This window comes from Rhizobium aureum (genome assembly GCF_030182495.1).
Lineage (GTDB): Bacteria > Pseudomonadota > Alphaproteobacteria > Rhizobiales > Rhizobiaceae > Rhizobium > Rhizobium tropici_C.
Map to the genome: position 1 here is coordinate 1 of NZ_JAQJCI010000021.1, position 14580 is coordinate 14580.

Genomic DNA, 14580 nt, shown 5'->3' on the forward strand with positions numbered 1-14580 from the left:
ATACTCGGTTTCGCATATTGTCGGCTTCTTGAAGGGCAAGACGGCCCTTTACGTAGCGAACAAATATGCGCGCAAGCGCCGCTACAAAGGGTATCACTTTTGGGCACGCGGGTATTTCGTATCGACGACGGGCTATAACGAGCAGGTCGTCAGACAATATATCCGTAATCAGGAAAAGGCCGACAAAGCTTCCGACTTTGCCGACCTCTTCAATCGTAGCTACTAAGCGCTAACAATACCGCTTCTAGCGGTTCAAGCGCAGCGTTTCAAACCTCCACCTCTGGTGGAGGTCATGACTGTTCCCGCCTTCTTGTTCCTTAGGAACCGAGCGATTTGAGGTGCCATCCTCAAAGCCCCGAGATGAAATCTCGAATTGCGTCTGGAATATCGCCGAGATGCAGGATTGGGGCATGGCCTTGTCCATTGGCGATCTTGACGATGGTGCCTGGATGGCGTTTTGCCATCTCGTCGGTCGTGGATTGCGCAAGCAGCTTCGAATTCTCGCCGCGAATCACCATCAGCGGGATATCCTGAAATCCCTCAAACTGCGTCCAAAGATCGGGAATCGGCGCTTCCAGATCGAGTGCCTGCATCTGGGCCGCAATGGCGAGATCGTAATCGGCAACCGGTTTGCCGTCGACAGCGGTGTAGATCGCTCGCGCCATGTCCTGCCAATCCTCTTCGGCAAGCGCCGTAAAGGCGCTGCCATGGTTTTCCCGCAGGATCTCGACCGCCTCGCTCCAACTGGCGGGTTTCCTGTCGCGGTTGAGATAGTCGCGAATATCCGCCAGCCCGATCTTTTCCAGGACGGGACCGATATCGTTGAGGATGACCGCTTCCAGGACATCCGGTCGACTGGCCGCGAGCATATGCAGGATCAGACCGCCGCGTGACGTGCCGACGAAGATGGCTTGCTTGATATCGAGAGCGGCGCAAACTGTCAGCACGTCCTGCGCTTCGACGAGCAGATTGTAATGGGATTTGTCGGGATCCCGTTCGGATAGGCCGCGCCCGCGAGCGTCCAGTGTGATCACCCTGCGTGGGGCCGGGGAATCCCGCGACAGAAGCAGCGCCAATTGGTGAAAATCACGCGAATTGCGTGTCAGCCCCGGCAGGCAGAAGACGGGCGTGGGGTTCAGTATCGCCGCTTTGTCACCGGCATAATCCCGCACATGAAGCTTCAGGCCGTCCGTGGCCGGGATGGTTCTGGCAAGGAACCCGCTTTGATCGTCACTGCGCATGCATCGTCCCTCATGCTTCGGATATTACGAGGGATGTAACGGCATTTCCGTAAGGCGTACAACCGCGGTCCCGTGTTAACCGCGGCCATTGACCAGATCCTGTACGATGTCGGCCTTTTGTCCGAGGCGCGCCTTGTAGACCTGATAGTTTTCCATGACCCGCTGGACATAGTTTCGCGTCTCGGGGAAGGGAATACGCTCGATCCAGTCGATCACGTCGTCGAGCGACTTGCCGCGCGGGTCGCCATAGCGGCTGATCCATTCCGGCACCTTGTTCGGCCCGGCATTGTAGGCGATGAAGGTGAGGATGTAGGATCCGCCGAAGGTGTCGATCTGCTCGCCGAGGTAATGAGCGCCAAGCGTGGCGTTATAGCCCGCATCCTGCGTTAACTTATCGGCGGAATAGGCCATTCCGTGCCGGCCGGCAACGGCCTTTGCCGTCTTCGGCAGCAGCTGCAGCAGGCCCCGCGCATTGGCGGAGGAGACCGCAGCCGGATTGAAGGCGCTTTCCTGCCGGGCAATGGCGTAGGCGAGCGCCTTGCCGGAGCCGGAGATATTGGCGTTGTCCGGAATGACGCCGATCGGGAAGGCGAGTGCCGCCACGTCGACGCCGCGCCCATAAGCAATCTTGCCGATCTGCAGTGAAAGCTGGTGGTTGCCAGAGCGCTCGGCTCGAGCGGTCAACAGGGCGATTTCACCGGGGCTTTCCAGCTGCTTTGCCAGGGCGCGATAGAGCGCCTCTCCACGCCAGCCATGCCCTGCCGCCTCGAGCCGTGAGATCGCCTGCACCGCTTCACGTTCCTGGAAGCGCTGGCGATCGGCAGCCGAGGGTGAGGGGTAGCTGACATTCAGCGTGCGGCGGCTAAGCTTTTCGGCTGCGAGCTGTCCATAGAACGTGCTCGGATAGGAGGCGGCCCTAGCGTAGAAATCGGCCGATTTGCCCGGGCCGCCCGCTTCGGCCGCGCGGCCGAGCCAGTACCAGCCGCGCGATTGCGAGATCGGCCCGTTCGAGACCTGCAGGATCTTGCGGAAATGGCTTGCCGCGCTTGCGCCGTCCTGCAGGCCGCGCAGAGCGTACCAGCCGGCATGGAATTCGGCCTCGCCGACATCCTGCGGGCTTTCCGCGACACTGGCATCGACAACACGATAGGCCGCCTTGAATTCACCCTGGTCCACCAGGCCGCGGCTGACGATGCGCTGCTCGTTCCACCATTGGCCGGGGCTGACAAGGACGCTGCGGTCGCGCGGCATTTGCGCCAGCAGATTGGCGGCGTCGTCATATCTGTTCTGGCGGCGCAGGTTTTCGATCCGCATGAAGAGATAGGCGGGATCCTTACGCCATTGCGCATCGACGGCCGCAATCAGCGCGTCAGCCTTCGGCGAGCGGTCATTGACGGCGGCCCAAGCCTTATAGAGCGATTGCGCCTTGCCGAGATCGCCGAAGCGTTTGGCCTGCGCAGTCCGGTCGCGGTAAAGCAGATAATCCATGCGCGCCTTGTGATCGGCAGGCGACAGCAGGCTGGGGAATTCTGCGAGAATCTTGTCTTCAAGCGCCTTATCGAGTGGCTCGTCACGCCAGATCTTGCGGATCAGCTTGCCGGCTTGAGCTGAAGAGCCGCGCGCCATGAGCGCGCGCGAGAGGATGATGCTGCCCTCCACGGTCTCCGGCTGCGAGCTGCCGAAGGCGGCAAGGACTTGATCCGTTGCCGGATTTTCTAAGTAGAGCGCTCGCTCGGAATTGGCGCGCAGGCTGCCGAGACCAGGCCAGCCCGCGAGCTCGCGAGCGGCGCTGGCGATCTCACCCGAGGGAATGCCCGGCTGGCCCGAAGTGGCAATCGCCCAGGTCAGGATATGGCGATCAAGCGTGCCTTCGTCCATGCTGTTGCGGATGGCAAGCGCCTGCATCGGATTCTTGTTGGAAAGCGCGTCCAGGCCTGCCTTCAGGTCTCCGCTCACCGGCGCGATGGTGCCGCCGCGCGGGATCGCGGCCGTGCTTATGGGATCCGTCGCCATGGCGAGATCGGCGCTGGCGCGTGTGGATTGCTGCTGACCGGGAAGCTGCGACGCCACGGCGCCCCAAGCCACCGCCAAGCCCACGACGGTCCAGATCATGACTGGTCTCTTCATCCGGCTACTCACAAAACAAACGGTCCCATTCCATTTGCCAAACGCTATATTAACGAAACCTTACCGGTGGTCCGAATTTCAATCAATTATGATATCGGAAACTGCCCTCTACCATCCAAAGCGTGCTTGTCGCCGTCAAGCCGGCGCTTTATGGTGCGCGGATTCATAACCATGGATTGCGGCTGAAGCATGAATGCCGCGCCGCTAGGAGACTTGCATGTTCCAGGGATCCATTCCCGCACTCGTTACGCCCTTTACTGACGCCGGCAAGGTGGATGAGGCATCCTTCGCCTCACATGTCGACTGGCAGATAAAAGAGGGTAGCAAGGGTTTGGTGCCCGTCGGCACCACTGGGGAATCGCCGACCTTGTCGCATGACGAGCATAAGCGCGTCGTCGAGCTTTGCATTGAAGTCGCCAACAAGCGCGTTCCGGTCATGGCGGGCGCGGGTTCGAACAATACCCGCGAGGCGATCGAGCTTGCGCAGCACGCCGAAAAGGTCGGCGCCGATGCGGTTCTGGTCGTCACGCCTTACTACAACAAGCCGACGCAGAAGGGGCTTTACGCACATTTCGCCGCTATTGCCGAGGCGGTAAAGCTGCCGATCTATATCTATAACATTCCGGGCCGCTCGGTTGTCGATATGACGCCGGAGACGATGGGGGCGCTTGCGAAGACATACGCCAATATCGTCGGCGTGAAGGATGCGACCGGCAAGATCGAGCGCGTCTCCGAGCAGCGTATCAGCTGTGGTCGCGATTTCCGCCAGCTTTCCGGCGAGGATGCCACGGCGCTCGGCTTCAACGCCCATGGCGGCGTCGGCTGCATTTCCGTAACCGCCAATGTCGCGCCGCGCCTATGTGCCGAATTCCAGGCGGCGACGCTCGCCGGTGACTATGCCAAGGCTCTGGACTACCAGGATCGCCTAATGCCGCTGCACAAGGCGATCTTCCTGGAACCCGGTCTCTGCGGCGCCAAATACGGGCTCTCCCGCCTTGGCCGCATGAGCCGCAATGTGCGCTCGCCGCTTCTGTCGACGCTGGAGCCGGGAACGGAAGCGGCGATCGATGCCGCCATGCGCCATGCCGGTCTTCTGAACTGAGGCGGCTTACGAACCGTCCTGCCGAAACTCTGCCGGACCGCTCTCTTCACAAGGAGGGCGGTCTCGCTTATTTAGGAGGCAGCAACTTGGCGCGCTTTTGGCCGCTGCCGCAATGACGCAAGAAAAGAAGAAGAACCATGGCACCCAAAGGCAGCCAGCGCGTGGTGAAGAAGATTGTGGCGGAGAACCGCAAGGCACGCTTCAACTACGAGATCATCGACACTTACGAAGCAGGGCTCGTGCTGAAGGGCACGGAGGTCAAGTCGCTGCGCGAAGGCAAGGCCAATATCGCCGAATCCTACGCCTCCGACGAGGACGGCGAGATCTGGCTGATCAATTCCTATCTGCCGGAATATCTGCAGGCCAATCGCTTCAACCATGAACCGCGCCGCCGCCGCAAGCTGCTGCTTTCAAGCCGCGAAATCGGCCGGCTGCGCTCGGCCATCAATCGCGAAGGCATGACGCTCGTGCCGCTGAAGATCTATTTCAACGACAATGGCCGCGCCAAGCTGGAACTGGCTCTCGCCAAGGGCAAGAAGCTGCATGACAAGCGCGAGTCCGAGAAGGAGCGCGATTGGAACAGGCAGAAGAGCCGCCTGCTCAAGGACAATGGATGATAGTGAGGGTGAGGAGCGGTCGGGCAAAGCCCGAGCAATCGATCCAGTGAATCGATTGCAGCGACGAACGCCCTGAGCCCTAGCGAAGGGCCGGCTGCCGCGGCAACTATGAAACGCGCCCGCCGAGTGCGCAATTATCCCTCGGCAGACAACGAATCCGGTTGACGCGGTCCCAATTATTCTTCGACATCCGAAGCGGCTGGTGTCGGTTCGGCGGGACGTTGCGGGCGCTCCGAAGCTTCGCGGCCGATTTCGGCCTTCAGCGATACGAGATCGATGAAATGATCGGCCTGGCGGCGCAGATCGTCAGCGATCATCGGCGGCTGCGTTGCCATGGTCGAGATGACCGACACCTTGCGGCCACGGCGCTGCAGGGCCTCCACGAGGGTCGTGAAGTCACCGTCGCCGGAGAAGATCACCAGATGATCGACGGTTTCGGATTGTTCCATGGCGTCGATGGCCAACTCGATGTCCATGTTGCCCTTGATCTTGCGGCGTCCCATGGAGTCGGTGAATTCCTTGGCCGGCTTGGTGATGACCTTATAGCCGTTATAATCCAGCCAATCGATCAGCGGGCGGATCGAGGAATATTCCTGATCTTCGATTAGAGCGGTGTAATAATAGGCGCGCAGGAGATATCCGCGTTTCTGAAAGGCCTTCAGGAGCTTGCGGTAGTCAATATCGAAACCGAGGCTCTTGGATGCAGCGTAGAGATTGGCGCCATCTATAAAGAGTGCAATTTTTTCGCGTGGGTCAAACATCGCTTACATATCCACTGTTATAAAAACGCAATGATTTCATTCAAAGTTCAGCTAAAACAATCCGTTGCAACGTGTTGCAGAATAATTCGTAGTACTTTATGAATTATTCATATAACCGACATGTAGGGCACGAAATGTGATATTCCAAGCAATCGCAGGTAGAAATCGCCGTTTGTCTAGGGGTATTTTAGCACTTTCCCGGAGGGTGCGAAGGCGCTGAATCAGGAAAAACTTGAATTTGCCATCGTTTGCTTGTATCGGCGTGCTACTCCGAGACATGATGACGACATCACGACCGCAAAGGACAGGCAATGGCCCGTGTCACAGTAGAAGATTGCATTGATAAAGTAGAGAACCGGTTCGAGCTCGTGCTGCTCGCCAGCCATCGCGCCCGTCTGATTTCGCAGGGCTCCTCGATCACGATCGATCGCGATAACGACAAGAACCCGGTCGTTGCGCTGCGCGAAATCGCCGACGAGACGCTGTCGCCGGACGATCTCAAGGAAGATCTCATCCATTCGCTGCAGAAGCACGTGGAAGTGGATGAGCCGGAGCCCGATCCCGCAAGCCTGCTTGCAGCCGGCGCTTCCGCCTCCAGCGACGAGGAAGAAGATCTGCCGGAGACCGTGACGTTCGATCAGATGTCGGAAGAAGAACTTCTGGCCGGTATCGAAGGCCTGGTTCCGCCGGAAAAAAGCGACGATTACTGATCGTCGACCTTGATGCTCCGGGCAGGAGCGATATGATGGGGAAATGCGTGCGCCGGTCATATGACTGGCGCGCTTTTGTTTTTGCTGGAGTAGCTTTGGAATGATGCGGCAATACGAGCTTGTCGAGCGCGTGCAGAAATACAAGCCCGATGCCAACGAAGCTCTTCTCAATAAAGCCTATGTTTATGCAATGCAGAAGCATGGCCAGCAGAAACGTGCAAGCGGCGACCCCTATATTTCCCATCCTCTCGAAGTTGCTGCGATCCTGACCGATATGCGTCTGGATGAATCGACCATCGCGGTCGCTCTTCTCCACGACACGATCGAAGATACGACGGCGACGCGCGCCGAGATCGACGAGCTGTTCGGCGAGGATATCGGCCGCCTGGTCGAGGGCCTGACGAAGATCAAGAAGCTCGATCTCGTCACCAAGAAGGCGAAGCAGGCGGAAAACCTGCGCAAGCTGCTTCTCGCCATTTCCGACGATGTGCGCGTGCTGCTGGTGAAGCTTGCAGATCGCCTGCACAACATGCGCACGCTCGATCACATGTCGCCGGAAAAGCGCGCCCGCATTTCCGAGGAGACGATGGAAATCTATGCGCCGCTCGCCGGCCGCATGGGCATGCAGGACATGCGCGAGGAGCTGGAGGAGCTCTCCTTTCGTCACATCAATCCGGAAGCGCATGACACCGTCACCAAGCGCCTCGAGGAGCTGTCGCGACGCAACGAGGGCCTCGTCAAGAAGATCGAGACCGAGCTGCGCGATCTGCTTGTCGCCAACGGCCTTGCCAATGCCATGGTCAAGGGTCGGCTGAAGAAGCCTTATTCCGTCTTCCGCAAGATGCAGTCGAAGTCGCTCTCCTTCGAGCAGCTTTCCGATATTTACGGCTTCCGCCTTCTCGTCGACGATATTCCGTCCTGCTACCGTGCTCTCGGCATCGTGCACACCCGCTGGCGCGTCGTTCCCGGGCGGTTCAAGGACTATATCTCGACGCCGAAGCAGAATGACTACCGCTCGCTGCACACCACCATCGTCGGCCCTTCCAGCCAGCGCATCGAGCTGCAGGTCCGCACCAAGCGCATGCATGAAATCGCCGAATTCGGCATTGCCGCCCACACGCTCTATAAGGATGGCACGAATAGCAATAGCAATGGCGCGGATGGTGAACTTCTGTCGCGCGAAAGCAATGCCTATTCCTGGCTGCGCCACACGATCGAAGCGCTGGCGGAAGGCGACAGCCCTGAAGAATTCCTCGAACACACGAAGCTCGAGCTGTTCCAGGATCAGGTCTTCTGCTTCACGCCCAAGGGCAAGCTGATCGCCCTGCCGCGTGGCGCGACGCCGATCGACTTCGCCTATGCGGTTCACACCAACATCGGCGACACCACAGTCGGCGCCAAGATCAACGGCCGCATCATGCCGCTGGTGACGCGGCTGAACAATGGCGATGAAGTCGAGATTATCCGATCCGGCGTGCAGGTGCCGCCGGCCGCCTGGGAAGAGATCGTCGTGACAGGCAAAGCGCGTGCCGCCATCCGCCGCGCGACCCGTCTTGCCATCCGCAAGCAATATGCCGGCCTTGGCCACCGTATTCTGGAGCGCACCTTCGAGCGCGCCGGCAAGGTCTTCTCGCGCGACGCCCTGAAGCCGGCCCTGCACCGCCTCGGCCAGAAGGATGTCGAGGATGCGATCGCTGCCGTCGGGCGAGGGGAGATGTCGTCGCTGGATGTCTTGCGCGCCGTCTTCCCCGATCATCAGGATGAGCGCGTGACCGTGAAGCCTGCCGGCGACGAAGGCTGGTTCAACGTCCGCAGCGCCGCGGGCATGATCTTCAAGATCCCCGGCAAGACCAAGGCCGATCTGGCCGACGGCACAGATGCCGACGCGCCGCCGATCCGCGGCCTGGCAGCCAATGTCGAGGTGCATTTCGCCCCGACCGGCGCCGTTCCTGGCGACCGTATCGTCGGCATCATGGAAAAGGGCAAGGGCATCACCATATATCCGATCCAGTCGCCGGTGCTGCAGCGGTTCGATGACGAGCCGGAGCGCTGGATCGACGTGCGCTGGGATCTGGACGAGGCCAACAAGTCCCGCTTTGCGGCGCGTATCATGATCAACGCGCTGAACGAACCTGGCACCTTGGCCAAGGTGGCGCAGACCGTCGCCGATGTCGATGTCAATATTCGTGTGCTCAACACCGTTCGCGTTGCCGCCGATTTCACCGAAATGGCGCTCGACGTGGAAGTATGGGATCTGCGTCAGCTCAACCAGCTTCTGGTGCAGCTCAAGGAGCTCGATTGTATCGCGACGGTGAAACGTCTTTACGAGTAAGCCGCGCGATATCACTCGATCCGAGGCAGGCTGCATATTTTGTGATCATTTTATGACCAAAATCGAGCGCCTTTCCGGATAGATATGCAATAAGCGCATGGCTGCGTCTATTTTAGAGCGGTGGTAATTTACCTTGGTCGCGCTTATCTTCTGATCATCGAAGAAACGAAACAGAGATGAGAGAAGACAATGTTTAGTCCGATCAAGAAAATCGCCCGCGCCCTGCGTGTTCCGAGTGTCGAAGAGCGCGAAATGGCTTATCTGAATGGTTCGCACGACCGTTTTGACCTTGAATATCGTCAGCGTCAGGTCGATCGCGGTCTGTTCCGTCAGCGTTAACAGCCGTTAATACTTGAAAGACCAGGAAGGGCGCGTCGTTGTTGCGCCCTTGGAGCATCCCGATCTTGCGGGATTGCTTCCCGCAAATGAGGAACGTCGATTTTCTGCATCCTGAGCAGGCAGCGTTCCCAAAAAGGGCCGCACTTTCGGTTCTTAATCGGTGCGTGATACGCAAGGCCGGTCTTGTCACGACGGCCCCCATTGCACTAGATAAGCCGCATGCTATTTCGTCGCCGAAAACCACTGACATTCAAGGAAAAACTGCGGGAGCACCTATGGCCCCGCAAGGGTTTCGTCCGTTCGTTCCAATATTTCGGCAAGCGTCTTGTTCGCCTTGCCGCCTCGCCGCATTCCGTTGCGGCCGGTTTTGCTGCTGGTATCGTGGTGTCGTGGACGCCGTTCATCGGCGTGCACTTCGTCATGGCGATCATCATCGCCTATCTGGTCGGCGGCAATGTCATCGCGTCGGCGCTCGGATGTCTGGCGGCCGGCAATCCAATCACCTATCCCTTCATCTGGGCTCTCACTTGGGAAATCGGTCATCTGATCCTGGCGCGCGACAGCGGCGGCCAGGGTAGCAGCATCGATTTGCCTGCGCTGTGGCACAAGGGCGATCTCTCGCAAATCTGGGATCCGGTTTTGAAGCCGATGCTGATAGGCGGCATTCCGCCGGCGATCGTGACCGGCGTGATCGTCTATGCGCTCACCTATTATGGCGTGAAGACCTTCAAGACACGCCGCAAGGAACGCCTGATGGAGCGCGCTCGCGAACGGCTGGCGCTTGCCGAAAACGCATCGAGCGTCTGACGGCGCCTGACATCGCCCCGGCCGCCAGGAGGGCCTCCCCATGATTATCGGCATAGGCAGTGATCTCATCGACATCCGCCGTGTGGAGAAGACGATCGAGCGTTTCGGCACGCGGTTTACCGAGCGCTGTTTTACCGATATCGAGCGCGCCAAGTCCGAAGGCCGCAAGAACAAGGCGGCCTCCTACGCCAAGCGCTTTGCAGCCAAGGAAGCCTGTTCCAAGGCTTTGGGCACCGGCCTGGCGCAAGGCGTCTTCTGGCGCGACATGGGTGTCGTCAATCTGCGGAGCGGCAAGCCGACGATGCAATTGACCGGTGGGGCGGCAGAGAGACTGGCGTCCATGCTGCCGCCAAATCATCGCGCCGCCATTCATTTGACGATCACCGATGATTTTCCTCTTGCTCAGGCTTTTGTGATCATCGAGGCATTGCCGGTGGATGGCTGAATCACAGCCATATGTCGCTTTTGGCATCCGCGCCATTGCCGCAATGATGTGAAGCGAGTAGACAGTGCCTGAAAGCAAGTGCGCCGGTGGGGTGCGAAAAAGGAATAAGACTGCGTGTCCGAAAAAGCCGTAAAACAGCAGAACGCCCTGTGGGAAAACATCAAGGTCATCGTACAGGCGCTCGTCCTGGCCATGATCATCCGCACGGTTCTCTTTCAGCCGTTCACCATCCCGTCCGGTTCGATGATGCCGACGCTTCTTGTCGGAGACTATATCTTCGTCAACAAATTCGCCTACGGCTATTCGAAATATTCGCTGCCGTTCTCGCCGGATCTCTTCAGCGGCCGTATTCTGGGCAGCGAGCCGAAGCGTGGCGACGTCGTCGTGTTCCGTTTCCCGCCGAATCCGGACGTTGATTACATCAAGCGCGTGATCGGCCTGCCGGGCGACCGCATTCAGGTCAAGAACGATATCCTCTACATCAACGGCCAGGCCGTTCCGCGCGAGCCGCACGGCACGTTCTCGTCGGACTACAGCCAGGAGCCGGGCGACAACATCCCCGTCTATAGCGAGCGTCTGCCGGATAGCGGCAAGGTCTATGACACGCTGGATCTTTCGCCGAATTCGCGCGGCGACAACACCCAGGAATATGTCGTGCCGGCCGGCCATTACTTCATGATGGGCGACAACCGCGACAATTCCGACGACAGCCGTTTCGACGTCGGCTATGTGCCGGCCGAAAACCTCATCGGCCGCGCCAGCGTCATCTTCTTCTCGCTGGGCCATGACATCTCGTTCCGCGAAGTCTGGAAATGGCCGACCAACATGCGTTGGGATCGCCTCTTCAAGGTTGTCGAATGACGAAGGCGCAGGCGCTCTCCCAGGCGGATCGTACGAAGCTTGAGGTTGCGATAGGTCATGAATTCGCCGAGAAGGAGCGTCTCGACCGTGCGCTGACACATGCCAGCGCACGCACGCACAAGACGGGCAATTACGAACGGCTGGAATTTCTCGGCGACCGGGTCCTCGGCCTTTGCATCGCCGAGTTGCTGTTCAAGACCTTCGGTGCGGCGACGGAAGGCGAGCTTTCGGTTCGCCTCAACCAGCTGGTCAGTGCCGAAACCTGCGCCGAAGTTGCCGACGAGATGGAGCTGCATCTTTACATTCGTACGGGCGCCGACGTGAAGAAGCTGACGGGCAAACGCATGCTCAACGTTCGCGCCGATGTCGTCGAGAGCCTGATTGCCGCGCTCTATCTGGATGGCGGCCTCGAAGTCGCCCGCAAATTCATCCTGCGTTTTTGGGAGCGCCGCGCCATCAGGCCGGAAGGGGCAAGGCGCGACGCCAAGACGGAATTGCAGGAATGGGCGCATGCGAAATTTGGCGTCACCCCGGTCTACAGGGTTGATGATCGCAGCGGACCGGATCATGATCCGCGCTTCACCGTGACGGTACAGGTGGCGGGAACGGCACCCGAGACAGGAATAGAACGCTCCAAGCGTGCGGCCGAGCAGATGGCGGCGACGCGGATCCTGGAGCGCGAAGGCGTATGGCAGCCTCAGTTGACTGAGAAGTGACTGCCGGGGAATAATGAAAAAATGAGCAATCAGCAGGACACGCCCGCCGAAGACGGTGCGGTTGAACATATCGCCCCGACGCATTCGGGCTTCGTAGCCCTTATCGGCCCCACCAATGCCGGCAAATCGACGCTGGTCAACCGGCTCGTGGGCGCGAAGGTCTCGATCGTCAGCCACAAGGTGCAGACGACGCGCGCGATCGTGCGCGGCATCGCCATTCACAACAATGCGCAGATCGTCTTCATGGATACGCCCGGCATCTTCAAGCCGCGCCGCCGTCTTGACCGCGCGATGGTGACGTCCGCCTGGGGCGGCGCCAAGGATGCCGATCTCATCATGCTGCTGATCGACAGCGAGCGTGGTTTGCGCGGCGATGCCGAAGCCATTCTGGAAGGGCTGAAGGACGTTTCTCAGCCGAAGATCCTGGTCTTGAACAAGATCGACCGTGTCCGTCGCGAGGATTTGCTGGCGCTTGCCGCCGCCGCCAATGAGAAGATCGCCTTCGATCAGACCTTCATGATTTCGGCTGAAAATGGCTCCGGCTGTGACGACGTCATGGACTATCTGGCGAAAACCCTGCCGGAAGGCCCCTGGTATTATCCGGAGGACCAGATTTCCGATCTGCCGATGCGACAGCTGGCCGCCGAAATCACCCGCGAAAAATTGTTCCTGCGCTTGCACCAGGAGCTTCCCTATTCCTCGCATGTCGAGACGGAGAAGTGGGAGGAGCGCAAGGATGGTTCGGTGCGCATCGAACAGGTGATCTATGTCGAGCGCGAAAGCCAGAAAAAGATCGCCCTCGGCAAAGGCGGCGAGACGATCAAGGCGATTTCGACTGCGTCGCGCAAGGAGCTCTCCGAAATCCTGGAGCAGCCGGTGCATCTTTTCCTCTTCATCAAGGTTCGCGAGAACTGGGGAGATGATCCGGAGCGTTTCCGCGAGATGGGGCTGGACTTCCCGCATTGATGGAACTTTGCTTTCATGAATGCTTTATAATGCAGCGGTTTATCGGGCGTGTCGTCCACGCCGCCGCCATTCAGGGAGCGTTTCATGGCGAAAGCGGCGGCGGCGATGCATGGACAGCGAACACCGTGCCAGCTCTGTCCATTGAGGTCTCTGCCGCATTTTCGTGAATTCGACCGCGATGAGCTGAATTTCGTTAGCAGCTTCAAGAAGGGCGAGCTTCTTGTCGATGCCGGCGCCACGATCTTCCTCGAAGGTGCGCACAGCGCCCACCTTTTCACAATCCTTTCGGGATGGGGGTTTCGCTACAAAACCCTGGAGGACGGCCGACGCCAGATCCTCAACTATGTAATGCCCGGCGACCTCATAGGGCTGCAGGGGTCGATCATGGGGGAGATGCAGCACTCGACCGAGGCGCTCTCACCGGTATCGCTCTGCGTTTTCGAGCGCACCGAATTGATGACCCTTTACAATTCGCACGCCTCTCTTGCCTTCGATCTGACCTGGATTGCAGCAAGAGAGGAGCGGATTCTGGATGAACATCTCCTAAGCATCGGGCGCAGGTCCGCCGTCGAACGGGCCGCCTATCTGATCGCATACCTGCATCAGCGCGCCGGAGCGCTCCGCCTCTTCGATGGCAACAAAGTCATCCCGATCACGCAGCAGCATGTGGCGGATACGCTCGGCCTTTCCGTTGTTCACACCAATAAGACATTGAAAAAGCTGGCTGCGCGCGGATTGCTTGCTTGGCAGGAGCGAGGCTGCGAGGTGCTGGATGGAGAGGGGCTTGCAGCACTTGCCGGCTGGGATGGACTTGATTCGGGCAAACGCCCCTTCATCTGAGCTATTCTGAGTGCAAAGCAGCATGTCTTTTTTAAATGCTGACTGCAACTGTATCAGCATAGATTAATCTCACCGTCACTTTTCCACCAGTTTCACCTTTTACTAACCCCGGCGGCAAAAGCGATTGGAGCACGTCAACGAGCCCATAGTACCGCGGTGCAAAAAGTGCGAAGCGGTTTGGAGGCAAGGTCATGTTACAAGAGACTAAGCCAATACGAATGGCAAAAACCATTCATTCAATACGGGCCGATGATTGGCACCGGAGGGATCGATGTGGGACTTTTTATGGGGAGCGCCGACTGGCGCGCGCATGCAAGGATGGCGCTGATATGACGTTTCAGCGCGTCCTTATTCTGGAAGACAATCTCATTATCGCTATGGAGGCGGAAGAAATTCTTCGCCTCGTGGGTATTCAACATATTGAGATTGCTTCGAATCTGGAACAGGCAGTGAATGCCGTTCATTCCGAACATTATGATTTTGCGATGCTGGACGTGAACCTCGGGGAATCGACGAGCTTCGGCTTTGCCCGATTGCTGATGGATCGCGGCATCTCCTTTGGTTTTGTCAGTGGTTATTCCGACACGCTCGATTTCCCGGCCGACCTGCGGCATGTGCCGCTTTTGAACAAGCCCTTCGATGAACAAGCCATGCGCCTCTTTGTCCAGACATTGGCGGCCGGCGATTCCCATGCCATGTGACAGCGGCGCGCATTT

The 14580-nt window shown here is 58.8% G+C and carries 16 protein-coding genes; 13 read left to right on the plus strand and 3 right to left on the minus strand.

The window, feature by feature from the left end; all coding sequences use genetic code 11:
- A partial coding sequence (locus tag PH552_RS29175; protein WP_285166492.1) for a transposase occupies positions 1 to 226 on the plus strand: 226 nt, incomplete at its 5' end.
- A gap of 121 nt (positions 227 to 347) precedes the next feature.
- On the opposite strand, the gene PH552_RS29180 is transcribed toward PH552_RS29175, so the two are convergent.
- Positions 348 to 1241 carry an alpha/beta fold hydrolase gene (locus tag PH552_RS29180; protein ID WP_113250714.1) on the minus strand — a complete coding sequence of 298 codons (894 nt, stop codon included), beginning with the start codon at positions 1239 to 1241 and terminating at the stop codon, positions 348 to 350.
- 75 nt (positions 1242 to 1316) lie between these two features.
- Positions 1317 to 3254: a lytic transglycosylase domain-containing protein gene (locus PH552_RS29185; protein WP_483315515.1), complete on the minus strand. Its 1938-nt coding sequence runs from the start codon at positions 3252 to 3254 to the stop codon at positions 1317 to 1319.
- Positions 3255 to 3585: 331 nt separating this feature from the next.
- Between PH552_RS29185 and dapA the strand changes: the two genes are divergently transcribed.
- Both dapA and smpB read left to right on the plus strand, forming a co-directional pair.
- Complete coding sequence (gene dapA, locus PH552_RS29190; RefSeq protein WP_113250712.1) at positions 3586 to 4470, plus strand: 4-hydroxy-tetrahydrodipicolinate synthase; 885 nt, start codon at positions 3586 to 3588, stop codon at positions 4468 to 4470.
- Positions 4471 to 4607: 137 nt separating this feature from the next.
- Positions 4608 to 5087 (plus strand): SsrA-binding protein SmpB, encoded by a 480-nt coding sequence (gene smpB / locus PH552_RS29195; RefSeq protein WP_112797040.1) that lies wholly within the window; start codon positions 4608 to 4610, stop codon positions 5085 to 5087.
- 176 nt (positions 5088 to 5263) lie between these two features.
- On the opposite strand, the gene PH552_RS29200 is transcribed toward smpB, so the two are convergent.
- Entirely contained in the window at positions 5264 to 5848 is a 585-nt protein-coding gene (locus PH552_RS29200) for a LabA-like NYN domain-containing protein (RefSeq protein ID WP_112342691.1), read from the minus strand.
- 311 nt (positions 5849 to 6159) lie between these two features.
- On the opposite strand from PH552_RS29200, the gene rpoZ reads away from it, so the two are divergent.
- From rpoZ to PH552_RS29250, 10 genes are all read left to right on the plus strand, one after another.
- Positions 6160 to 6558: a DNA-directed RNA polymerase subunit omega gene (gene rpoZ, locus PH552_RS29205; RefSeq protein WP_069616142.1), complete on the plus strand. Its 399-nt coding sequence runs from the start codon at positions 6160 to 6162 to the stop codon at positions 6556 to 6558.
- Positions 6559 to 6658: 100 nt separating this feature from the next.
- The gene (locus PH552_RS29210; protein WP_112342692.1) at positions 6659 to 8890 is read left to right on the plus strand and encodes a RelA/SpoT family protein; all 2232 of its coding nucleotides are present in this window, start codon (positions 6659 to 6661) and stop codon (positions 8888 to 8890) included.
- Positions 8891 to 9079: 189 nt separating this feature from the next.
- On the plus strand, positions 9080 to 9229 hold the full coding sequence (locus tag PH552_RS29215) for a DUF3563 family protein (protein ID WP_081615336.1): 150 nt from the start codon (positions 9080 to 9082) through the stop codon (positions 9227 to 9229).
- Positions 9230 to 9448: 219 nt separating this feature from the next.
- Positions 9449 to 10036 carry a DUF2062 domain-containing protein gene (locus PH552_RS29220; protein WP_112342693.1) on the plus strand — a complete coding sequence of 196 codons (588 nt, stop codon included), beginning with the start codon at positions 9449 to 9451 and terminating at the stop codon, positions 10034 to 10036.
- 40 nt (positions 10037 to 10076) lie between these two features.
- Positions 10077 to 10481 carry a holo-ACP synthase gene (gene acpS / locus PH552_RS29225; RefSeq protein WP_112342694.1) on the plus strand — a complete coding sequence of 135 codons (405 nt, stop codon included), beginning with the start codon at positions 10077 to 10079 and terminating at the stop codon, positions 10479 to 10481.
- 114 nt (positions 10482 to 10595) lie between these two features.
- Entirely contained in the window at positions 10596 to 11342 is a 747-nt protein-coding gene (lepB, locus tag PH552_RS29230) for a signal peptidase I (RefSeq protein ID WP_113250711.1), read from the plus strand.
- Positions 11339 to 12058, plus strand: a complete 720-nt coding sequence (gene rnc, locus PH552_RS29235) for a ribonuclease III (RefSeq protein WP_113250710.1) — start codon at positions 11339 to 11341, stop codon at positions 12056 to 12058. Before lepB ends, rnc begins: the two co-directional genes overlap by 4 nt.
- A gap of 21 nt (positions 12059 to 12079) precedes the next feature.
- Positions 12080 to 13024, plus strand: coding sequence for a GTPase Era (gene era / locus PH552_RS29240; protein WP_112342697.1), 945 nt, complete (start codon positions 12080 to 12082; stop codon positions 13022 to 13024).
- An 84-nt stretch (positions 13025 to 13108) separates the two neighbouring features.
- Positions 13109 to 13864, plus strand: coding sequence for a Crp/Fnr family transcriptional regulator (locus PH552_RS29245; protein WP_113250709.1), 756 nt, complete (start codon positions 13109 to 13111; stop codon positions 13862 to 13864).
- A 218-nt stretch (positions 13865 to 14082) separates the two neighbouring features.
- Positions 14083 to 14565, plus strand: coding sequence for a response regulator (locus PH552_RS29250; protein WP_246781523.1), 483 nt, complete (start codon positions 14083 to 14085; stop codon positions 14563 to 14565).
- Positions 14566 to 14580 lie beyond the last annotated feature (15 nt).

Coding starts and splice junctions, on each gene's coding strand:
- PH552_RS29210 (WP_112342692.1), top strand. CDS start 6,659: ATGATGCGGCAATACGAGCTTGTCGAGCGCGTGCAGAAATACAAGCCC.
- PH552_RS29180 (WP_113250714.1), bottom strand. CDS start 1,241: ATGCGCAGTGACGATCAAAGCGGGTTCCTTGCCAGAACCATCCCGGCC.
- PH552_RS29250 (WP_246781523.1), top strand. CDS start 14,083: ATGGCAAAAACCATTCATTCAATACGGGCCGATGATTGGCACCGGAGG.
- dapA (WP_113250712.1), top strand. CDS start 3,586: ATGTTCCAGGGATCCATTCCCGCACTCGTTACGCCCTTTACTGACGCC.
- smpB (WP_112797040.1), top strand. CDS start 4,608: ATGGCACCCAAAGGCAGCCAGCGCGTGGTGAAGAAGATTGTGGCGGAG.
- PH552_RS29220 (WP_112342693.1), top strand. CDS start 9,449: ATGCTATTTCGTCGCCGAAAACCACTGACATTCAAGGAAAAACTGCGG.
- PH552_RS29245 (WP_113250709.1), top strand. CDS start 13,109: ATGGCGAAAGCGGCGGCGGCGATGCATGGACAGCGAACACCGTGCCAG.
- PH552_RS29215 (WP_081615336.1), top strand. CDS start 9,080: ATGTTTAGTCCGATCAAGAAAATCGCCCGCGCCCTGCGTGTTCCGAGT.
- rnc (WP_113250710.1), top strand. CDS start 11,339: ATGACGAAGGCGCAGGCGCTCTCCCAGGCGGATCGTACGAAGCTTGAG.
- PH552_RS29200 (WP_112342691.1), bottom strand. CDS start 5,848: ATGTTTGACCCACGCGAAAAAATTGCACTCTTTATAGATGGCGCCAAT.
- PH552_RS29185 (WP_483315515.1), bottom strand. CDS start 3,254: ATGGCGACGGATCCCATAAGCACGGCCGCGATCCCGCGCGGCGGCACC.
- rpoZ (WP_069616142.1), top strand. CDS start 6,160: ATGGCCCGTGTCACAGTAGAAGATTGCATTGATAAAGTAGAGAACCGG.
- acpS (WP_112342694.1), top strand. CDS start 10,077: ATGATTATCGGCATAGGCAGTGATCTCATCGACATCCGCCGTGTGGAG.
- era (WP_112342697.1), top strand. CDS start 12,080: ATGAGCAATCAGCAGGACACGCCCGCCGAAGACGGTGCGGTTGAACAT.